The following is a 20,991-nucleotide window of genomic DNA, read 5'->3' on the forward strand; positions in this document are numbered from 1 at the left end:
CGTCAGTGGTCGAGATTGTCGAGCCTCGGGTCCTTGGCCTCGTCGTGCATGGCGGCAAGCTCGCCCAAGGTCACGGGTTTGAGCGGGGGGCGAATGCGCAGATACCCCGTTTCGTCTGGTGTCTGGCCAGTCGCCTCGGCCAGAAGCGCGGTGACGGCCAGACCGCAATATCGCCCCTGGCACGGTCCCATCCCGGCACGGCCGAACGCCTTCGCCTGGTTCGGGCCGAGACAGCCGAGCGCGGCATAGCGGCGAATGTCGCCCGCGCGCACCTCCTCGCAACGGCAGATGATCGTGTCGTCCTCCGGCAAGAGCGCGGCGGCATTGGGCGGATATGCAGCGTCGAGAAAGGGCCGGATCGCACGTTCGGCGTCGAGCTGGCGGAAGAGCGGCTGGGCGAGCGCATCGCGCTGACCCTTCGAGAGCGCGCCAAGCCGCATCGCGATGTCGAGGGCGGCGAGACGTCCGCCGATCTCGGCGGCGCGGGCGCCCCCGATCCCCGCCCCGTCGCCCGCCACGTGCACCGTCGTCCGCTCGGTCGCGCCCCAGCGATCCACGACCGGCGCGAAACAGTGCTGTGCGGCGTCCCAGCGATGGGGAACCCCGAGCGAACGCGCGGCCTGCGTGTTCGGGACGACACCGTGGTGCAGATAGACGGTCTCGCAGGCGACGCGGCGCGCCTTGCCGGCCAGCTTGAAACGGACGGCTTCGGCCCGCGCGGCACCCTCGATGACGATATCGCGCGCGCCCTTGTGGCGCGGCACACCGGCCCGCCGAAGCTCGGCCAGAAGCGACATCCCCTTGCGTAGATAGGGCCAGCCGCGCAAGGCACCCCCCGCGTGGCGCAGGGCACGGGCCGTATCGGCGGTGGTCTGCGTCTCGATCAGCGCGAGGGGGGGACTGCCCGCGCGCACCATCTGGACCGCGACCAGGTAGAGAAGCGGCCCTGCCCCCACGAGCACCGCGCGCCGCGCCGCCACGCCCGATTGCTTGAGCAGGATTTGCCCCGCACCCGCCGTCATGACGCCCGGCAGGGTCCAGCCCGGCACCGGCATCGGCCGTTCGAGCGCGCCCGTGGCCAGCAGCACATGGGCGCCCGTCACCTGCGCCGCGGCGCCGTGCCGCGTGTAGGAGACCACGCCGCCCTCCTCGATGGCCCAGACGACCGCACCTGCGAGATGCGTGATCCGGTCTTGCGCAAGTGCGCGAGTCAGGCGGCGGCCCTCGGTATACTCCGCCCCCAGACGCGCCGCGCGCGACTCGGGCACATGGTCCACGTCGCGATAGATCTGCCCGCCGGGTCGGGCCTGTTCGTCGAGCAGCGTGACGGAAAGCCCCTGGTCGGCGGCCGTTCGCGCAGCGGCCATGCCGGCCGGACCTGCGCCGATGATGACGAGATCACTCCGGGTCACGCCAAGCCTCCGAACTGGGGGCGCGAGAGATGTGCAGACCATCGCGCACCTCGGTCATGCAGGCCTGCCGCGTCACGCCATCGATCTCGACAAGACAGTCGAAACAGGCGCCCATCATGCAGAACGGCCCGCGCGGCGCACCCGAGACCGGCGTATCGCGAAAGCGCGAGACGCCTGCAACCAGGAGCGCCCCGGCCAGGTTCGCACCCTCTGGCAGGTCGAGCGGCGTGCCGTCGAACCAGACGCGTACCCGCGCGCCACCCGGCTCGGTTTCAAGAAAGGTCGAATCTGTGCTCACCGAACACCTCCAGGTCGGGCGCATCCTCCGCTGCTTCGAGCCAATCGGGCAAGCGTCGGGCATGCGCGGCGGCAAGGGTGATGCCGCTGTGACAGGTCACGAGGAAGGCACCGGGCATCGTCCTGCTTTGCGCGTAGATCGGCAGGCCGTCGGGTGACAGGACCCGCAGCGCGCCCCAACTGCGGACAAGCTGCGCGCGGGCGAGCGCCGGGTAGGCGGCGATGGCATCGGCGGCTAGAAACGAAAGGCCCGCCTGTGTCACGCGGTCGTCCCTGCCCACCTCCTCGTTGGTGGCGCCGATCTGGATGCCGCCCTCGTTCACTTGCCGCGCGACAAGCGACGGGCGGCGGATGATCGGCGGCAGTTTCTCGGTGATGAGCACCTGGCCTCGCTGGGCGCGTATGGGGGCCTTGAATCCCAGTTTCGGGCCGAGCTCGGCAGCCCCGAGACCGGCGGCGAGGACCACGCGGTCGGCCGCGACCTGCGTGCCATCGGCGCAGGAGAGCCGGAACCCGTCCGGCTTCGTCACGTCCGTCACGGTCTTGCCCGTCAGCACGGTGCCCCCGCGGCGGCGCACGTCATCGGAAAGCGCCATCAGGAGGTTCAGCGGATTGGCGTGACCGTCCTGGTGGTGAAGGATCGCGCCCGCCACCTTGGGGCCGATATGCGGCTCTTCGCGGCGCAGGGCGTTGTGGCCCAGCACCTCGAACGGGTAATCCCCGCCGAGATGCGCCTTGAGCGCCTCGTATCGTGCGACCGTCGCGTCGAGCGTGTCCTCGGAGAAATGGAGATCGAGCCCGCCGCGCTGCTCGAGCGCCGGATCGCGGCCCGTGGCATCGTGGAGCTCGGCCGCGAAATCCTTCCACGCCCGCGCCGAGTCCTGCGACCAGCGGGCGTAGCGCGGCTCCTTCAGGCCCTTGCCCTGGATCCAGACGAGACCGAAATTGCCCCGGCTCGCCCGAAAGGCACCGTCGCCGCCATCGAGGACGACGACGCGCTTGCCCCGGCCCAAAAGACCCCAGGCGACCGACAGCCCGACGACACCGCCGCCGATGATGGCATAATCCGCGTCCAACCGGCCTCGTCCCTTTCCTTGCAGCGCCGCCGCGCGGGCGACATCGCTGCCCGCTCACACGGCCCCATTTGCAGGATTGCGCCGCGGTTTGTCGAGCGGCATCTCGCAGTATGGGCCGATCATCGGGGTCCTGGCCGGCATCGGTTTGGAACCGCTCTGGCCCACCCGCGTTGATCCCCCGATCTCGAACTGCCCCGGGTCCATCGCCATGCTCGACCATCGCCAGCTTCCTGTTGGACCTGCCGTCTGCGACCTCCCGGCGCGTTTCCCCTCCTCGCTCACCCTACGATCGAACCGAATACCGCCGATCTCGTCCTTGCCGCGCCGCGCATCCGCTCCGCTCGACCTCGAAAATCCCTAGAAAGCATTTCCCGATCATGTTGGACCTTCTCAAGAGATTCGTGATTCCGATCACCGCCGCCATCCTCGCGATCGCGGCGCTTGTGCTGTCGCGGATCGACACCTCGTGGCTCTGGCTGCTGGTGATCGCCGTGCCGGTGGTGGTGCTGGGCATCTTCGACTTCATGCAGCGCACCTGGGTCATCACCCGCAACTATCCGGTCGCGGGTCGCCTGCGATGGCTGTTCTACAAGCTCAGACCCTACCTGCGGGCCTATATCGTCGAGGATGACCTGAGCGGCACGCCCTACTCTTTCGAAGCACGCAACCTCGTTCATGCCCGCGCGCGCGGCGAGACCGACACCAACCCTTTCGGCACCGAACGCAACACCGACGATGCGAATTACCACTGGCTGCTGCATTCGATCGACGCCACCGAGAACCCCGAGAAAAGCCCCCGTGTCGATGTGGGAAACGACCAGACGAGGAAGCCCTATTCGGCCTCGATCCTGAACATCTCGGCCATGAGCTTCGGCTCGCTCAGTGCCAACGCGATCAAGGCGCTGAACCTCGCGGCCAAGACGGGGGACTTCTACCACGACACCGGCGAAGGGGGCTTGAGCGACCATCACCTCTGGGGTGGTGGCGATGTCGTCTGGGAACTAGGCTCGGCCTATTTCGGGGCGCGCGACGAGGACGGCAATTTCGACCCGGAGGCCTTTGCCGACAAGGCCCAGAACGACGCGGTGAAGATGACCGAGATCAAGCTGAGCCAGGGCGCGAAGCCCGGTCACGGTGGACTTCTTCCCGCCGCGAAGGTCACCGAGGAGATCGCGAAGGTCCGGCAGATCGACGCGCACCAGGATTGCCTGTCGCCGCGCAGCCATTCGGCCTTTTCCACCCCGATCGAGATGCTCGAATTCGCCGCGCGGATGCGCGATCTTTCCGGTGGCAAACCGGTGGGGATCAAGCTCTGCGTGGGTCAGCCCTACGAGGTCTTCGCCATCGTCAAGGCCATCCGCGAGACGGGCATCACGCCAGAATTCATCGTTGTGGACGGTGGCGAAGGCGGCACCGGCGCGGCCCCGCTCGAGCTGTCCGACTGGGTTGGTCTGCCGTTGCAGGAAGGCTTGATCCTGATGCGCAACGCGCTCGTGGGTGCGGGGTTGAAGGACAAGATCCGGCTCGTGGCGAGCGGAAAGGTCTATTCCGGCATGGGACTTGCGCGCAACATCGCGATGGGCGCCGATTGGTGCAACGCCGCGCGGGCCTTCATGTTCTCGATCGGCTGCATCCAGGCACAGCGTTGCCACCTCGGGACCTGTCCCACCGGCGTGACCACGCAGGACGCCTGGCGCCAGCGCGGCCTCATCCCCGAGGTGCAGGGCGAGCGCGCGGCGCGGTTCCACGCCAAGACGCTCAGCTCGCTATCCGAGATGGTGGCCAGCGCCGGCCTCACCCATCCGCACGAGTTGCAGCCGCATCACATCATGCATCGCATCGGGCCCGAGAAGGCGGCGACCCTCGACCGCGTCCACGCCTTTCTGCCCGAGAACGCGCTGATCGAGGCGCCCGACGACACGATCTATGCCGAGTGGTGGAAGGCCGCGCGGGCCGAGAGTTTCAAGCCGGCGACCGACCTGGTGACACGACGATCCAGCAACGAGCCCGCGATCGCGGCAAGTTAGGAGGACCCCATGAGCAAGACGGTTTCCGAGATCATCGTCGACACGCTGCAACAGGCCGGCGCACGCCGCGTCTGGGGCATCGTGGGCGACACCATCAACCATTTCACAGACGCGGTGCGCGAATCCGACCTCCGCTGGCTCCATGTCCGGCACGAGGAGGTGGGGGGATTTGCCGCCGGCGCCGAAGCCTATGCCACCGGCGAGCTTGCCGTCTGTGCGGGAACCTGCGGGCCGGGCAGCCTGCATTTCGTGAACGGCATCTACGAGAGCCACCGCAACGGGGCGCCGGTGGTGATGATCGCGACGGACGTGGCGCGCAGTGAGGTGGGCCTCGGCTTCCCGCAGGAGGTGGATCAGCGCAAGGTCTACGAGCAATGCTCGGTCTTCTGCGAATACATCTCGCATCCCGACCAGGCGCGGCGCATCACGGCGATGGCGGCGCAGGCTGCCCTGAACGAGCGCGGTGTGGCCGTGGTCATCGTCAACGGCGACATGTTCCCCGAGACGCCCGACGATGACCTCGCGTGGTCCGTGCATCGGCCCGCGCCGGTCATCCGACCCTCCGACGCCGACCTGCAACGACTGGCCGAGGCGGTGAACGAGGCGCAGAAGGTGACGATCTACGCCGGGATCGGCGCGCGTGGCAGCGGAGGGCAGGTGGTGGAACTGGCCCGGAAGCTGAACGCGCCGGTGGTCCACAGCACGCGCGCCAAGGAGTTCATCGAGCCCGACAATCCCAACAACGTGGGCATGACCGGCATCCTCGGGAACGGCGCGGGGCTGAAGGCGATCGAGGCGTGCGATCTCATGCTCTGTCTCGGCAGCGACTTCGCCTACACGCAGTTCTGGCCCGACAAGGCGAAGGTCATCCAGATCGACACCGATGCGACCCACCTGGGCCGGCGTGCGCCGGTTCACATGGGCCTCGTGGGCGACGTCGGTGCGACCCTCGACGCGCTCATGCCGAAGGTCGAGGCCAAGGAAGATGACGCGCATCTCGCCACGGCCCTCGATCACTGGAAGGACGACCGCGAGACCTACGAGAAACGCGGGCGCGAACACGATGCGGATCTCATCCATCCGCAATTCGTGACCCAGATGCTGGACCGCCTCGCGAAGGACGACGCGGCCTTCACCGCCGACGGGGGCAGCCCGATGGTCTGGGCGCTGCGGCACCTCACGGCGACGCGCGACCGCAGCTTCCTGATCAGCCTTCTGCATGGCACGATGGCCAATGCCTACCCGCAGGCGATGGGCCTTGCCGCCGCCTACGAGGGGCGGCAGGTGATCGCGATGTGCGGCGACGGCGGGCTCACGATGCTGCTGGGCGATCTCCTGACGCTCAGGCAGGAGAAACTGCCGGTGAAGATCATCGTCTACAACAACGGCTCGCTCGCCTTCGTCGAGATGGAGCAGCGGGTGGAGGGGCTTCTGGACGCGTACACCGATCTCGAGAACCCGGATTTCGCCGAATTGGCCCGCGTCTGCGGCATCGCGGGTCACAAGGCCACGAGCGCGGACGACCTCGAGGCGGCGATGACCGCGTGGCTGGCCGAGGACGGCCCTGCCCTGCTCGACGAGCCGGTCAACTCCATCGAGCTTGTCATGCCCCCCGAGGTCGAACCGGGCCAGGTTCTCTCGACCGCGCTGTTCGGGGCCAAGGCGGTGACACACGGCCGGATCAGGGAGGTGGTCTCGCTCCTGCGGGACAACTTCCTGCGGTAGGGGCGCGATCATGGCCCGCGTGATCATGGCGCCCGGAAGGAGGAGAGACGTGAGCCCGCGCATGCTGTTTGCCATCCTCGCTGTCGCGCTGCTCGCCTGTCCCGTGCCGGCGCTGGCCCAGGACAGTTTCCTGACGCCGCTCGGGCCGGTGGCCGAGGCCCAGCGCGGCCACCTGATCCGCGTCACGCTCGTCACCATGATCGCCATCGTGCCGGTGCTTATCGCCACGCCGGTGATCCTCTGGCGGTATCACCGCACGCAGGATCGCGCGAAGTATCGCGAGGACAGCCTCTACCGCCCGGACTGGCAATTCTCGGGCCCGCTCGAGGCGGTGATGTGGGGCGTGCCCTTCGCCATCATCGCGGTTCTCGGCTGGTGGCTCTGGCACGAGACGGACCGGCTGGATCCCTACGAGGCGCGCGGACCCGACCCGCTCGAGGTGCAGGCGATCGGGCTCGACTGGAAATGGCTGTTCATCTACCCGGACGAGGAAATCGCCACGCTGAACGAACTGGTGATCCCGGTGGATCGCCCGGTGCGCGTGGCGCTCACCACCGATACGGTGATGCAGAGCTTTCGGATCTCGGCGCTTGCCGGGCAGATCTACGCGATGCCGGGAATGCGGACCGAGCTGAATTTCAGCGCCTCCCGCCCCGGCACCACGCGCGGCGAGAACACGCAGTATAGCGGCAAGGGGTTCGCCGAGCAGAGCTTTGCCGTGACCGCCCTGCCCCGTGACGACTGGCGCGCTTGGCGCATGGCCGCCGCGGACCTGACGCTCGACCGCGCGATCTATGCAACGCTCGGTCGCGCGGCCACCCCGTCCGAGACGATGGAGATGCTGGGCCTCGGCGACCGAAAGGCGGCACGGTTCGACCTGGCCCTGCCGGGCCTCTTCGACGAGGTGATGGCGCGCTACCATCAGGGTGCGCCGGTGCCCGCGCGGCGGCAACCCGGCGCCCCGAGCTACGCGGGAGGCGTCGATGAGTGATCCCGTGTTCGGCCGGCTGGATTGGCGCGTCACGCCCTTCGACGATTTCTGGCGCAATCCCACCGCCAACGAGGCCGTGGCCTCGGGCGCGGCGCTGGTGGTGATCCTGGGCGCGGTGGCGGTGGCATGGTTCCTCACATCACGACGGCTCTGGCGACCGCTCTGGCGCGACTGGCTGACCAGCGCGGATCACAAGAAGATCGGGATCATGTATGTCGTTCTGGCCGGCGTGATGTTCCTGCGCGCGGTGGCGGAAGGGTTCGTCATGCGCACCCACCAGGTCACGGCGCTCGACGGCGGGTTCCTGTCGCCCGATCATTTCGCGCAGCTTTTCAGCACGCACGGCACGATCATGATCTTCTTCGTCGCAACACCGCTGATCACGGGTCTCATCAACTTCGTGGTGCCGCTTCAGATAGGCGCGCGCGACATGGCGTTTCCGGTGATGAACCAGGTGAGCCTCGGTCTCACCGCGGCGGGCGCGGGGCTCGTCATGATATCGCTCGTCGTGGGGCAATTCGGCACCGGCGGCTGGACCATGTACCCGCCCTACACCGGCGCGACATTCAGTCCTGGCCCGGGGGTCGACTACTGGATCTGGGCCATCGGCATATCGGGGATCGGCTCGACCCTGTCGGGGATCAACTTCGCGGTGACGATCTACAAGATGCGCGCGCCCGGGGTGCGATTCCTGCGGATGCCGATGTTCACCTGGACCGCGCTCACCACGGCGATCATGATGGTCTATGCATTCCCGCCGCTCACCGTCTCGAACGCGATGCTGGCCCTCGACCGGTATCTCGATTTCCATTTCTTCACGAATGACCTTGGCGGCAACATGATGCATTATGCCAACATCTTCTGGATGTTCGGCCACCCTGAGGTCTATATCGTCGTCCTGCCCGCCTATGGCGTCTTCTCGGAGATCTCGTCCACCTTCGCGGCCAAGCGGCTCTATGGCTACAACAGCCTCGTGATCGCGACGCTGGCGATCGCGGTCATCTCCTTCTGCGTCTGGCTGCACCACTTCTTCACGATGGGCCAGGGGGCGAGCGTCAACGCGGCCTTCGGAATTGCCACGATGATTATCGCGGTGCCCACGGGGGTGAAGGTCTATGACTGGCTCGCCACCCTCTACGAGGGTCGCATCCGCATGAGCGTGCCGATCATCTATCTCACGGGGTTCTTCATCCTCTTCGTCTTCGGCGGGCTCACGGGCGTCATCCTCGCCAATCCGACACTCGACTACCAGGTGCACAACTCGCAATTCCTCGTCGCCCATTTCCACAACGTACTGATCCCGGGCACGCTCTTCGGCGTCTTCGCCGGTATCCATTACTGGTTTCCGAAGGCGTTCGGCTTCCGCCTCGACGAGCGGCTGGCGCGGCGGGCGGCCTACCTGTGGTTCGCGGGCTTCTGTCTTGCCTTCCTGCCGCTCTACTGGCTCGGCCTGATGGGGATGCCACGGCGCGCGGCAAGCTACGAGAATGCGGCCTTCGAGTCCGTCATGTGGCTCACCTTCGCAGGGGCCGTGATCGTGCTCGCGGCGCTTGGCACGATGATCTGGACCTTCGTGGCAAGCGCGCGCAACCGGGCGGCACTCGCCTGCCCCATCGGCGACCCCTGGGACGGACGCAGCCTTGAATGGGCAACCGCGGCACCCGCACCCGAATGGAACTTCGCGGCCACACCCGAGGTCGAGGCGCTCGACCCGTTCACCATCGAGAAGGCCGAGGGCGAGCCCTATCAGCCGGCCGAGTGCTACGAGGACATAGAAGTTCCGAGAAACACGGCGATGGGCGTCGTCATCGGGGGCCTGACGGGCGTGATGGGCTTTGCACTCGTCTGGTGGATGTGGTGGCTTGCGGCACTGGCGCTCGCTGGTGTGGTCGCGGCAATCGTCGCGCGGGCCTTCGTGACCGACACCCACCAGCGGATCGGCGCGGATGAATTGAGGCAGGCCCACCGCGACTTCCTGGACCGGGTGGCGGCAACCGAGCCGGTGAACCGCGACCTCGAGATGACATCGCGCAATCGCGGTCGCGCCGACCCGGAGGCCCCGGCATGAGCGAGAACGTCCATCCCGGCATCAACCTCGGCGCCAGTCACGGCGAGGCGCATCACGGGTCCGAGCGCACGGCCTTCGGGTTCTGGATCTTCCTGATGAGCGATCTCGTCATCTTCGGTATCCTCTTCGCAACCTATGTCGTGATGCGGCCCAACCTGGCCGGGGGGCCGGGGCCGAGCGAGCTCTATGACCTCAAGAGCATCGCGAAGCAGACGGGCCTGCTTCTGGCAAGCTCCTTCACCTTCGGGCTGGTGAGCCTTTCGATGAAATACGGAAGCCGCACGGGCGCGGTGGCGTTCTGGCTTGTCATCACGGCGGCGCTGGGCACGGGGTTTCTCTATCTCGAGATCAAGGATTTCGCGCGCATGGCGGGTGACGGCGGCATCCCGCAGCGCAGCGGCTTCCTCTCGTCGCTCTGGGCGCTCGTCGGGCTGCACGGACTCCATCTTGTCGCGGGGCTCGCGTGGATCGGCGTGATGCTGGCCCTCATCACCGCGCGCGGCCTGTCGGACGCGGTCAAGTCGCGGCTGCTGCTGCTCGGGCTCTACTGGCATTTCCTCGACCTGATCTGGATCGGTATCTTTTCGGTCGTCTTCCTTGGAGGCATGGCATGAAACGCGAAGCGAGGTCCGAGTTGCGCCGCTACGTCACCGGCGCCGCGCTGTCGGCAGCCTTCACCGTTCTCGCGTTCTGGGCGGTGATGGGTTCGTCCCTGCCCCGGATGACGGCCCTCTGGGTCGTCGGGCTGAGTGCCATCGCCCAGATCGCGGTGCAGTTGAGGTTCTTTCTGCATATCGGCTGGCGCCAGAAACGCGAGGATCTGCAACTCATCCTCTTCTCGCTGCTCCTGCTTGGCCTGATGATCGGCGGCACGATCTGGATCATGTCGAGCCTCGCCTCGCGCATGTAGCGGACGGGACGGGCGGTCAACGCGGACCGGATCTATCCCGGCGCGCGGAGGCCACAACCGGCTCCCGCAACATGTTCGATCGCCGCCGCGACCCTGAAAGCTCTCGCATCGTCGAAAGAGCGGGCTACGACCTGCACCCCGACCGGCATGCCGTCGGCGTCGAAACCGACCGGCACCGACAGGGAGGGCAGTTCCCCCAGCATGTTGAAATGGGCGGTCGTCACCCAATCATAATCGGAATTGAGGCAAACGCCGTTTACCCGCATCTCGGTCCACGGCATCTGATCCGCACGCACGCGGTTCGTCAGGACCACGGGGCAGATCAGCGCATCGTAACGCGCGAGAACCGGCTCGACCGCACGATAGAGCTGCCTGGCCATATCGTAACTGTCCGTCAGGTCGCGGAGCGAGCAGGACTTCATCAACTCCGCTGTCCATCTGGTGTAGTCGCATAGCTCGTCGCCGTGCCGGTCCATCATGTCGCCGAACCAGGGGGCTGAAAGGCAGGCGGAATGACGCAACGCGAGGTCGCCGACACCCTCGGGCCAGTCGATCTCGGGCTCCTCGATTTCGGCACCATGCGCTTGCAGCTTGGCGATGACACCCCGGATCGCCGCGACGATGCCGGCCTCGGGCATGGTCTTGCCCGGATCAAAGGACGCCGCGAGACGCAAGCCGCCGGGTGCGGGTTCGCGCGCTTTCAGCGTCACCCTCTCGCGCAGGGACGTGATGTCGGCGGGATGCACCCCGCTGATGACGTTCTGGAGCAGCGCACAGTCGGCCACGCTGCGCGCCATCGGACCGATGACGCTGTAGGGGTCGAAGCCTTCGACCGGGTCGGGCACCCTGCCATGCGGCGGCTTGTACCCGACGACGCCGCAAAGGGCGGCGGGCACGCGGATCGACCCCGCGCTATCGGCCCCGATGGCCAGCGTGCTCGTGCCCGCGGCGAGGCTCGCCGCCGCACCGCCGGACGAGCCGCCGGGCGTGCGCTCGGGGTTCCACGGGTTGCGCGTCACACCCCAGAGCCGCGTGGCCGTCACCCAGCCGAAGGCGAATTCGGAGGTGGTGGTGCGGGCGTGGATGATCCCACCGGCCTGCCTCACCCGCTCGACGACGGGATGATCGGTGTCGGCGCGATGACCCTTGAACACCAGGCTGCCGCGCGAGGTGCAGGCGCCTTTCTGATCCAGCACATCCTTGATCGTGACTGTCAGCCCCTCGAGCGGGCGCGGATCGGCGGACCGGGACATGTAGCGCGCCTCCGCCGCCCTTGCCTCGGTCATGGCCGTGTCGAAGAACGTCTCGGTAAAGGCGTTGATCTCCGGTTCGACCTTTTCCGCCCGCGCGATCTGCGCCCGGAGAAGCTCGACGGGAGACAGATCCCGGCTGCGGAACATCTCGAGCGCTCTGACCGCACTCAGGTAGCACAGATCGTCCGCCTCGGTCTGATCGGGCCTTTGGAGCATCATTGCAGCCCTGTCCCCGACCGGCGCTGCATGTTGCGGCTGCCCTGGCTGATCAGGCGGTCGGTGATGATCGACAGGAAGGCGATGCCAAGCCCCGCGACGATCCCCTCGCCCGGCTGGACCTTGGAGATCGCGACGAGCGTGTCATGCTCGAGGCCGCGCGTGCCGACAAGCGCGGTTATGACCAGCATCCCGAAGGCGAACATGATGGTCTGGTTGATCCCCAGCATGATGTCCGGCAAGGCGAGCGGCAGTTGCACGTTCGTCAGCTTCTGCCAGCGGGTGCAGCCGGCCATCTCGCCCGCCTCGATGCTGGATCGCGCGACGTTCTGGATGCCCTGCTTGGTGTAGCGCACGCCCGGCGGCAGGGAATACGCGACGATGGCGACCAGCCCGGCGAACTCGCCGACGCTGAACAGCATCACGACCGGGATCAGGTAGACGAAGCTGGGCAGCGTCTGAAGCGTGTCGATGATCGGCGTGACCACGCGGTCGGCGCCGGGGCTGAGCCCGGCCCAGATGCCGACCGGCAGCGCGATGATCAGCGTGACGATCACCGACAGGAGCACGAGGTAGAGCGATACCATCGCGCCGTCCCAGTAGCCCGTGACGGCAATGAAGCCCAAGAGGCACGCACTCATGACCGCGAGCCGCACGCCGCCGATGGCGTAGGCGACCGCCGCGATGACCGCGACAAAGCCGATCCAAGGCACGTTCAGAAGAAAGGTCTTGGTCGGGCGCATGATGTAGGTGATCGTGGTGTCCCGCAGCGCCGCGATCTGGCTGTAATAGGTATCGCCGATCCAGGTGATCGCGTCGTTCCAGAACGATCCGGTCGAGATCGTAGCGGCCTTCGGGTAGTCGTAAAGCGCGGGAAAAACCTGTCCCAGCAGAACGAGCAGGAGCGTGACCGCGATCCAGCCGGAGATCAGCGGATGACGTTGCCAGAGGGGTTTGGCCGCCGCCTCCACGTGATCCGGGCGGCTGAGGGCGATGGCGCGCGAGATCCGGTCCAGCATGATCGCCATCAGGGTAATGGCGATCCCGGCTTCGACCGCGTTGCCGATCCTGAGCGCCTTGAGTCCCTGATACACCTCGCCGCCCAGCCCGCCGGCGCCGATGACGGATGCGATGATGACCATCGCGAAGGTCAGCATGATCACCTGGTTGAGCCCGATCAGCAGGTTCTGCCGCGCGGCAGGCAGCAGCACCTGCCACATCTTCTGCCGCTTCGTGCAGCCTGCCATGTCTCCGAAATCGGCAATGTTGGGCGGCACGCGCTGCAGCGCCAGCGTCGTCACCCGCGCCATCGGCGGCATCGCGTAGATGACCGTCGCGATCATCGCGGCCACCGGGTTGAACCCGAAGAGCAGCAGAACCGGCACGAGGTAGGAAAAGGTCGGGATGGTCTGCATCACGTCGTAGATCGGCATGAGGATCGCGTTCGCCGTGGCGTTTCGATACCCTAGGATGCCCAGCAGGATGCCCAGCACGAAGCTGACGAACACGGCCACGACCACCGAGGACAGCGTCAGCATCGACGAATCCCAAAGACCGAAGACGACGAAATACACAAGCGAGAAGAGCGAGAAGAGCGCCACGTTGCGCCCTGCGGCCCAGTAGGAGAACGCGGTGAGACCGATGATCACGGAAGGCCACGGCAATCCGCGATAGGTCGTGACCTCGCCGCCCTCGCCGTAGAACTCGAATCCTTCGGACAGGATCCCTTGCAGCAGCTCCATCGGGATCTTGATCAGGTCCGCCAGTCCCCGGGTCATTTCCGCGACGGTGATCCCGCCGATGGCCATGTCGTTCACAACATACTTGACGGCGGTCGTGGTCGCCCCGGCGATGCCCCAGACCCAGGCCTCGGGATATTCGCGCAGCCACGCGAAGGCGTCGCCCGTCATCAGCAGGAGAACGTTCAACAGGATCGCGGCAAGGATCAGGCCGGATTTCAGGCTCATCCCGTCACCGCTGCCGGTCTGTCTGAGGACGCGCGTGTTCATGCGCGCTCGCTGCGATTGAGAAGCACCGCCGTCACAGCCCCCCGGTCGAGCGCGCCGATCACAGCGCCGCCCGCATCGGCCACCGGAAGGGCGTGCGGCGCCGCCAATGCCTGTTCGGCCACGTCGCCGACGAGAGCAGCAGCCTCGACCGGCGGGCCGCTCAGGCCGGGCCGCACCGGCCCCATCACGGACCGCACTGTCACCACCTTGCTGCGCGGCACCTTCTCGGTGAACTTGGCGACGTAATCATCCGCCGGGTTGGTGATCAACTCCTCCGGCGTGCCGATCTGCACCACCCTGCCATCCGCCATGATCGCGATACGGTCGGCCAGCCGGATCGCCTCGTCGAAGTCATGGGTGACGAAGACGATGGATTTGTGCAGCAGGTTCTGAAGCCGCAGGAACTCGTCCTGCATCTCGGCCCGGATCAGCGGGTCGAGCGCCGAAAAGGGCTCGTCCAGGAACCAGATCTCGGGCTCGGTGGTGAGGCTCCGGGCGATGCCCACGCGCTGTTGCTGACCGCCGGACAGTTCGTGCGGCAGGTAGGACTCGCGCCCCTCGAGGCCGACCAGTGCGACCATCTCGCGCGCCTTGGCGTGCCGCTCGGCGCGGGATTTCCCCTGCACCTTCAGAGGGAAGGCCACGTTGTCCAGAACCGTGAGATGGGGCAGCAGGGCAAAGTCCTGGAACACCATGCCCATTACCTTGCGACGTATCTCGATGAGATCCTGGCGCGACGCGGTTCCAAGATCGGTGCCCGAGACCATCAACTGACCCATCGTCGGCTCGATCAGGCCCGTCATGCAGCGCAGGATGGTGGACTTGCCCGACCCGGACAGGCCCATGATGACGAATATCTCGCCCTTGCGGACGTCGAAGCTGACGTCGCGCGCGGCCGGGATGAGGCCATGCGCGGCAATGATCTCATCGCTGATGGCCTCGCCATGGCGGGCGACAATGTCATCGGCATTGGCTCCGTAAAGCTTCCAGACCGATTTGCAACTGATCAGCACCTCACCCGCCGGGATCGTGTTGTCTTGAGTCAAGGCGTGAACCCTCATCATTCGGAATGGCGCGGCATCGGGGCCAGGTCGAGATGCGGACCCGGTTGCCAATGAGCAACCGGGCCAGCGTCGCTTTCGGCTTTCGCCGTTGGGTGTCAGTTGATCCAGGCGGACCAGACCTCTTCGTTCTCGGCCATCCAGGTATCGACGGCGTCTTCCAGCGGGGTGCCGTCCACGTCGATGCTGCGGAACACGTCGGCAAGCTGGCTGTCGCTCAGCTCGAAGGCGTCCATGATCGCCTTGGCTTCGGGTTCCTCGGCCAGCAACTCGGAGTTCGCATAGACCCAGAGCGAGCCGGTCTTGACGCCGCAGTCATGCGTGGCGTCGGGGTTCGTCCCCCACGCGGGATCGGTATAGCACTCTTCCTCGAATTCGGGGAACTGAACGAATTCGCCCTCGTCGCTCATGAAATACCAGTGCGGTGTGTAGCCCCAGCCGATCACCGGCTCGCCGCGCCGGGCGGCGGCGGAAATCGTCGCGACCATGGCGGCCGCGCTGCCCGAGGGGATCGGCTCGACGTCGATGTCGAACGCCGCGGCCATTTCGGAGACGGGCATCACCCAGTCTGCCGGCCCTTCGACGAACCGGGCCTTGGGCGCGGTTTCCGCCGTGGCGAGCGCCTCGATGCAGGCCGGCTCCTTCAGCGCCTTCCAGTCCGGCAAGCCCGGGCAATGCTCCTTCAGGCTCAGCGGGTACCACCAGCCTTCGGCAGAGCTGATGCCGGTCGATCCCACGTTCTCGGCCTTGCCGCCTTCGGTCGCGTCCTCGCACAATTCCCAGGTCGACTGCCAGCAGATTGTGTAATGCAGATCGCCGGTCTGGATGCCGGAAAAGCTCGCCGTGTAATCGGCTTGAACATAATCGACGCGATAACCCGCCTCGGCCAGTGTGCTCCCGAGGATCCTGGCGATCACGTCCGAGGGCGTGTCGCTGACCAGCGGCACGATGACCGGCTCGGTACGGTCCGCTGCAAAGGCAGGTGCGGCCAGGCCGGACAGTGCCATGGCGGCAAGCGCGAGGCCCGTGGATGCATGCAGTTTCATTTTTTCTCTCCCTGTCGATATCGGGCTGCGTTTCGCCGGTGCCTATGAAGGGATCAGACCTTGTCCAGGTCGACCCGCCAGATGAAAGCCCCGTTCGGCATGAGAACGCCCCGTGTCACTCCTGCGATGATGCAGAGAGTCCGATATGTGCAGAAGTCGCTACTTGCGCCTGAAAAGTACACATATAGCGACAGATTTCGCCGTTACCTAGAAGTCCTGCCATGGGTGCCCGATGAAGCCGTCCTCACCGTCGGAAATGACATTCGCAGTGGCGGCCCGGATATCGTCCGGGATCACCGGATCATCCTTGTCGAACAACCCGCAAGCCCCGAGCGTCGCGCGCAGGTCGATATCCTGCCCCAACGCTTCCCACACCACGCGGTAGCAGGCGATGTCGCGGCTGGTGGCGCTGCTGATCCCGAGGCTGAGGCCGGTGAGAACCGCCACCTGGTCCATCCGGGCGGGATAAAGGATGGTTGTCCACATCATCTGCCCGGCCTTCTGCTCGCGCTCATGCACGAAGATCCGCTCGCCGGTGTGGAAGGCGACGCCGGTATATTTCAGCATCCGTCGCGCGCGGCGCTTGGCCAGCGCGTAGTTCTCGATGTTCTTGAGATAGGTAAAACCGCGCTCGGAAAAGAGCCGCATGAGCGAGCACTGTATCTTGCCGGGGAATTCGATCGGCCGATAATAGCACCTGTAATACCCGATATACTCGGCCATGTCGCGCGAGGCGGACGGATTGATCCGGTGCAGCTTGGAGATGTATTCTCCAAAGGGATCGATCTCCGGCCCTTGCGGCTTGCGAAGCGCGACAAGCTGACGAAAGGCATTCTGGTCCATCAGGATTTCATGCTCTTCCACACCGAAGTAATCACAGATCGCCTGCATGTTGGCCAGTGAAGGCCGGCTGCTGCCGTTCAGGTAGCGATGGAACTGTTGGCGGTTGATGCCCAACTGCTCGCAAACGCGGGAAATGGATTTCGCGTAGCTGCAAAGAAGCCGCAGGTTGTTGGGAAAATTCGTGCTCGGCATGGATCCACCCGGTCGTTTCGGCTGCGTGAAGATGGGTGTCACGTTGCCAGCTGCCCATCATCCCGTGGCAACGACAACGGGACGCACCCCCGGCCTCCGGTGTATTCGACCCGGCGCGTCCTGACAAACACGGCGACGGATGGCCTCTTGGCCGGATTGCAGGGGGATCGGGCAAGTGGCAATCGAAATGGGTTTGGCGCCGTCGAGGATGCAGCGCTTGTCCACATCGGCGATGCGTTTCGCAGGGGGAGTCCCGCTCAGGCGGCTTGCGGTTCGCGTGGCTCTTCCGACGGCTTCCACGCCGTTGTCGGTGCCAGGTCGCTGCAGGAGGCACAGGTGCCGGCCTGCGCACGATACCCTTCCGAGCGTTGCGCCGCCTCCTCCGCGGGCAGCATCCTGCCCTTGCGCCAGCGCCCATGCAGATAGAGACCCGCCCCCATCAGCGCCGTTGCAACCATGCCCGCCGGAAAGGCCAGCCACAGCGCGTCCGCGCCCAGCAGCGGATAGAATCCGAAGGCAAAGCCGAGGCGCACCGGGTACATCGAGATCACCATCACCACGAGCGGCCCGATGACATAGCCATTCGCGCGCATCGTCCCGAACAGCACCTGGGCCACGCCGAAGAACAGATATCCCCAGGTCGCGAGGATCTGGATCCGCGCCCCGATGGGCACTGCCGCGCTGTCGCTGCCGAGGAAAAGAGCCAGAACGGTTTCGTCGAACGCCGTGAGCAGTGCAACAACCGTACCCGTGAGCAAGAGGTTGAAGACCAGCCCCCAGCGGGTGATCCGTGACACGCGGTCCCACTTCCCGGCGCCGATGTTCTGCGCCGCCATGGCGCTGGCCGCGGCGCTCAGCGCCATGGCGAGCATTTGCACGTAGGTCCATAACTGCTGGGTTGCGCCGTAGGCCGCCGTCGTCTGGACACCCTCGCGATTGATCAGCGACAACATGGTGAGCGCCGCCGATGAGATGACGATCATCTGAAGGCCCATCGGCAGGCCCTTGGATATCATCGAGATCAGGATCGTGCGGTCCGCCAGCAGATAGCGCAATTCCGGGCCGCGCAAGGCGAGCACGGAACCACGCAGGTAGATCGTGGCGACCATTCCGATCAGCGCCAGCGTATTGGCGGTGGCCGTGGCAAAAGCCGATCCGAATATGCCCCATTCCGGAAACGGGCCGAGACCGAGGATAAGCACCGGCGTCAGGATCAGGTCGATGCCCACGGACACGACCATGAACCACAGCGGCGTCATGGAGTCGCCGGTGCCGCGCAATGCCATCATGAACAGCGTGAACGTCAGCGTTGCAGGCATCGCAGTGAAGATCATGCGCAGATAGGTCAGGGCGAGGTCGGCCGCGCTTGCCGGTGTGCCCAGAAGATCAAGCAACGTGGGCGCAAGCAGCCAGCCGCCGGCGGCGATCAGCATGCTCAGCGGAATGATGCTGCCAAGCGCGGTCCCGATGGTGCGCCGCGCCAGATCCGCGTCACGCCGACCCACCGCCTGACCGATCAGGATCGTGGACGCCATGCCGAAACCGAAGACGAAGGACACCAGCAGGAACATCAGGATATTGCCATTCGCGGTTGCGGCCAGCGCCTCCTCCCCCAGGAAGCGCCCTACCCACACGGCATTGATAGACCCGTTCAGCGATTGCAGCGCCGACGACCCGAGCGTCGGCAGCGCGAACAGGATCATGGTCAGGGCAATCGACCCTCTGGTCAGATCGCGGCGGTTCTTGGCGGGAATACCGGCGTCGGTCACGCGCTGCCCCTTGCTTCACCCATCGAACCCCACGGGTTCGGTTGCTCTGAAAGCTTTCGGCAACGACAGTCTACCGGCCCCGCGGATCGATATCCGAAGACCATGGGCGCGGCGATTGCCGCGCCCTCCGTGCGACGTCAGCCCGGCGGGCTTCGAAGTCCCGGCCACCGAGGGGACCACGAGCGCGGTGGCGCTCGTTTTCAGAAACAGAGGAAATGTCCTGACGCTGACAACGGCAAACGGGAATTCCAACAAGAGGACCGCGTCGGATGGCGCCCCTAGGGGCGTGACGATGCGGGATCGTCGGCGCACACAGTGCCGCGGCAGGCGCTTGCCTACAGACTGCACTCCCCCCGCCCCCGGCGGGCGGGATGCCTCCGCGTGCTATTTTGGAAGTTGCCGCTGTTCCAGCGCCTCCTCCTCACCATCCAGTTTCATGACGTCGGCGCTGAGAGGGTCTGTCGTCATGCAGGGCATCCAGCGGATCGCTGGTCAGCTACGCGGAGCTTTCCGCCCTTCGCCGCGGGTGCTCGGCACTTTTCGCCGCCGGGAAAGGCATCGTAAATAGGGCGGATGGACTAAGCCGCTCCGCGGCATTGGCGTTCTTGACTGATGGCGCGAACCGCCCGTAACGATGCGCTCTTTGCGATCTTCCTGACCTGCCTGACGATTGGGGCCTTCTCAATCGATAGACAGGTGGCTTCCATGACAGAGGAGAGAGCAACACCGCTGCGCCGCCGGATGATCGAGGATATGAACATTCGGGGTTTGGCCGGCTTCACGCTGCGGATATGAGCTTTCTGGGTCCACCGCAGGATGGCCACCGGTGCGCTGCGGCCCGCATCGAAAAACCTTCAGGAAAGCGGTCTTTCGCAGCGCTGTTCACGAATGACCGATATGCGCAGCGATCCGACCCAGACGTGACGGCTGAGAAGCAGGGGCCTGTGATAACGTAGCCAGTTGGCGCCGTTCATTCGCCTTACGGTCCCCTGACGCTCGCACACGGTGTGGCGCTTGCCTGAAAAAGCAATCGTTGCGGAGTTGCTCTTGTCCGCGTTTGGCTCGTAGCAATTTGCAGTTAGACGTCAGAGGGAGGCTCGATCGTGGAGACATTTCATATCTTGATAGGTCAGGACACGCCGCATATTGCTTGGTGGCAGATGAGTATCCGCGCCGGAATCATCTTCTTTTACGCCATCTTGCTTTACCGGGTCGCACCGCGACGATCATTCTCGAATCTATCGGCTCAGGACATTGTTCTGACCGTTGTTCTGGGATCAAGCCTGAGCCGCGCACTCACAGGCAACGCGCCGTTGCTCCCCACGCTCGCGGCTACCGGCCTGCTGGTCATTCTCTATGTTGGCGTGACCGCCCTGGCACCACATTCGAAGACCGTATCGCACCTCGCAAAAGGTCGTCCCATTACTCTGGTTGACAATGGAGACGTCAACCACGGGGCGTTCCGGAAAGCGCATTTCGGCGAGAACGACATCTCGGAACTGTTGCGGCTGAATGGCTTGCGGGACCTTTCGGAGGTCGAGGAAGCACGTCTTGAACGGAATGGGCAGGTCAGCGTGATACCGAAGAGCAGCACCTGAGAGCCGGGGGAAGGATTCTACCCCCGGACCCGACTGGGTTATTTTCCGTTATGGCTATCCACATAGCCCCGCACGAACTCCTCAAGCTCCGGTGTGTCGCATTCAAAGCCCATCTCTTCGGCCTTCCTGATGACCTCGGCGCCGCTCATTCCCTTTTCGCAGCCGATGTGCATCATCACGAACCCGCCGGACCGCTTGCCGGAGGCGCGGTGAACCAGCGCCAGGGCGGGCAGCTCAGTGGCATTTCGGCGGAAGTCGTCGACGAGGTCCACCGAGAGTTTCTCGCCGTCGACCGGATGGTGAAGGAAGGTCAGGCCGGCCTCTTGCGCCTTTTGACCTTCCTCCTGGGTTTCATCTTCAGCTTCTTGTCCTCGTCATCGGTTTGCATGTTGATGAGAGACTGGCAGCCTTCCTGCGCGGCCTGCCGGATTTGATCGGCGTCAGGCGCGAATTTGGCGATCGTGAAGTGATCGTTGATCTGGACTGTATCTTGCATGA

19 protein-coding genes are annotated in these 20,991 nt (G+C 65.4%); 8 read left to right on the plus strand and 11 right to left on the minus strand.

What is annotated here, in order from left to right:
• Positions 1 to 2 precede the first annotated feature (2 nt).
• From K1T73_RS13110 to K1T73_RS13120, 3 genes are read right to left on the minus strand one after another with little or no spacing between them, the layout of a single operon-like run.
• Positions 3 to 1,412: an NAD(P)/FAD-dependent oxidoreductase gene (locus tag K1T73_RS13110; RefSeq protein ID WP_220601129.1), complete on the minus strand. Its 1,410-nt coding sequence runs from the start codon at positions 1,410 to 1,412 to the stop codon at positions 3 to 5.
• Complete coding sequence (locus K1T73_RS13115) at positions 1,399 to 1,710, minus strand: (2Fe-2S)-binding protein (protein WP_259400250.1); 312 nt, start codon at positions 1,708 to 1,710, stop codon at positions 1,399 to 1,401. The genes K1T73_RS13110 and K1T73_RS13115 overlap by 14 nt, the downstream gene beginning before the upstream one ends.
• On the minus strand, positions 1,685 to 2,785 hold the full coding sequence (locus K1T73_RS13120; RefSeq protein WP_220601131.1) for an FAD-binding oxidoreductase: 1,101 nt from the start codon (positions 2,783 to 2,785) through the stop codon (positions 1,685 to 1,687). Before K1T73_RS13120 ends, K1T73_RS13115 begins: the two co-directional genes overlap by 26 nt.
• Positions 2,786 to 3,162: 377 nt before the next feature.
• Here K1T73_RS13120 and K1T73_RS13125 point away from each other — a divergent pair, with 377 nt between their 5' ends.
• From K1T73_RS13125 to K1T73_RS13150, 6 genes are read left to right on the plus strand one after another with little or no spacing between them, the layout of a single operon-like run.
• Positions 3,163 to 4,812, plus strand: a complete 1,650-nt coding sequence (locus K1T73_RS13125; RefSeq protein ID WP_220601132.1) for an FMN-binding glutamate synthase family protein — start codon at positions 3,163 to 3,165, stop codon at positions 4,810 to 4,812.
• Positions 4,813 to 4,821: 9 nt separating this feature from the next.
• Positions 4,822 to 6,537 (plus strand): thiamine pyrophosphate-dependent enzyme, encoded by a 1,716-nt coding sequence (locus K1T73_RS13130; RefSeq protein WP_220601133.1) that lies wholly within the window; start codon positions 4,822 to 4,824, stop codon positions 6,535 to 6,537.
• 49 nt (positions 6,538 to 6,586) lie between these two features.
• Positions 6,587 to 7,528, plus strand: a complete 942-nt coding sequence (locus K1T73_RS13135) for a cytochrome c oxidase subunit II (RefSeq protein WP_259400251.1) — start codon at positions 6,587 to 6,589, stop codon at positions 7,526 to 7,528.
• Positions 7,521 to 9,596 (plus strand): cbb3-type cytochrome c oxidase subunit I, encoded by a 2,076-nt coding sequence (locus tag K1T73_RS13140; RefSeq protein WP_220601134.1) that lies wholly within the window; start codon positions 7,521 to 7,523, stop codon positions 9,594 to 9,596. Before K1T73_RS13135 ends, K1T73_RS13140 begins: the two co-directional genes overlap by 8 nt.
• Positions 9,593 to 10,210: a cytochrome c oxidase subunit 3 gene (locus K1T73_RS13145; protein ID WP_220601135.1), complete on the plus strand. Its 618-nt coding sequence runs from the start codon at positions 9,593 to 9,595 to the stop codon at positions 10,208 to 10,210. The genes K1T73_RS13140 and K1T73_RS13145 overlap by 4 nt, the downstream gene beginning before the upstream one ends.
• Positions 10,207 to 10,506: a cytochrome o ubiquinol/quinol oxidase subunit IV gene (locus tag K1T73_RS13150; protein WP_220601136.1), complete on the plus strand. Its 300-nt coding sequence runs from the start codon at positions 10,207 to 10,209 to the stop codon at positions 10,504 to 10,506. The genes K1T73_RS13145 and K1T73_RS13150 overlap by 4 nt, the downstream gene beginning before the upstream one ends.
• Before the next feature lie 32 nt (positions 10,507 to 10,538).
• Here the strand turns inward: K1T73_RS13150 and K1T73_RS13155 are convergent, their stop codons facing one another.
• The 6 genes from K1T73_RS13155 to K1T73_RS13180 all read right to left on the minus strand — a co-directional run bounded on the left by K1T73_RS13155 (position 10,539) and on the right by K1T73_RS13180 (position 18,895).
• Positions 10,539 to 11,978, minus strand: a complete 1,440-nt coding sequence (locus K1T73_RS13155; RefSeq protein WP_220601137.1) for an amidase — start codon at positions 11,976 to 11,978, stop codon at positions 10,539 to 10,541.
• Positions 11,975 to 13,984 carry a proline/glycine betaine ABC transporter permease gene (locus K1T73_RS13160; protein ID WP_220601138.1) on the minus strand — a complete coding sequence of 670 codons (2,010 nt, stop codon included), beginning with the start codon at positions 13,982 to 13,984 and terminating at the stop codon, positions 11,975 to 11,977. The genes K1T73_RS13155 and K1T73_RS13160 overlap by 4 nt, the downstream gene beginning before the upstream one ends.
• Positions 13,981 to 15,030: a glycine betaine/L-proline ABC transporter ATP-binding protein gene (locus K1T73_RS13165; protein ID WP_259400252.1), complete on the minus strand. Its 1,050-nt coding sequence runs from the start codon at positions 15,028 to 15,030 to the stop codon at positions 13,981 to 13,983. The genes K1T73_RS13160 and K1T73_RS13165 overlap by 4 nt, the downstream gene beginning before the upstream one ends.
• A gap of 113 nt (positions 15,031 to 15,143) precedes the next feature.
• A complete protein-coding gene (locus tag K1T73_RS13170; RefSeq protein WP_220601139.1) occupies positions 15,144 to 16,091 on the minus strand; it encodes a glycine betaine ABC transporter substrate-binding protein in 948 nt (315 codons plus the stop codon).
• A 207-nt stretch (positions 16,092 to 16,298) separates the two neighbouring features.
• Complete coding sequence (locus tag K1T73_RS13175) at positions 16,299 to 17,126, minus strand: helix-turn-helix transcriptional regulator (protein ID WP_220601140.1); 828 nt, start codon at positions 17,124 to 17,126, stop codon at positions 16,299 to 16,301.
• Positions 17,127 to 17,383: 257 nt separating this feature from the next.
• Positions 17,384 to 18,895: an MATE family efflux transporter gene (locus K1T73_RS13180; protein ID WP_220601141.1), complete on the minus strand. Its 1,512-nt coding sequence runs from the start codon at positions 18,893 to 18,895 to the stop codon at positions 17,384 to 17,386.
• Between the two features lie 612 nt (positions 18,896 to 19,507).
• Here K1T73_RS13180 and K1T73_RS13185 point away from each other — a divergent pair.
• A complete protein-coding gene (locus K1T73_RS13185; protein WP_220601142.1) occupies positions 19,508 to 19,690 on the plus strand; it encodes a hypothetical protein in 183 nt (60 codons plus the stop codon).
• A gap of 308 nt (positions 19,691 to 19,998) precedes the next feature.
• Positions 19,999 to 20,493: a DUF421 domain-containing protein gene (locus K1T73_RS13190; protein WP_220601143.1), complete on the plus strand. Its 495-nt coding sequence runs from the start codon at positions 19,999 to 20,001 to the stop codon at positions 20,491 to 20,493.
• A gap of 38 nt (positions 20,494 to 20,531) precedes the next feature.
• On the opposite strand, the gene K1T73_RS17930 is transcribed toward K1T73_RS13190, so the two are convergent.
• Positions 20,532 to 20,765 carry a hypothetical protein gene (locus K1T73_RS17930; RefSeq protein ID WP_259400253.1) on the minus strand — a complete coding sequence of 78 codons (234 nt, stop codon included), beginning with the start codon at positions 20,763 to 20,765 and terminating at the stop codon, positions 20,532 to 20,534.
• Between the two features lie 38 nt (positions 20,766 to 20,803).
• Positions 20,804 to 20,989: a hypothetical protein gene (locus K1T73_RS17935; RefSeq protein ID WP_259400254.1), complete on the minus strand. Its 186-nt coding sequence runs from the start codon at positions 20,987 to 20,989 to the stop codon at positions 20,804 to 20,806.
• Between the last annotated feature and the right edge of the window lie 2 nt (positions 20,990 to 20,991).

The organism is Roseovarius sp. SCSIO 43702 (genome assembly GCF_019599045.1).
Taxonomy (GTDB): Bacteria; Pseudomonadota; Alphaproteobacteria; order Rhodobacterales; family Rhodobacteraceae; genus Roseovarius.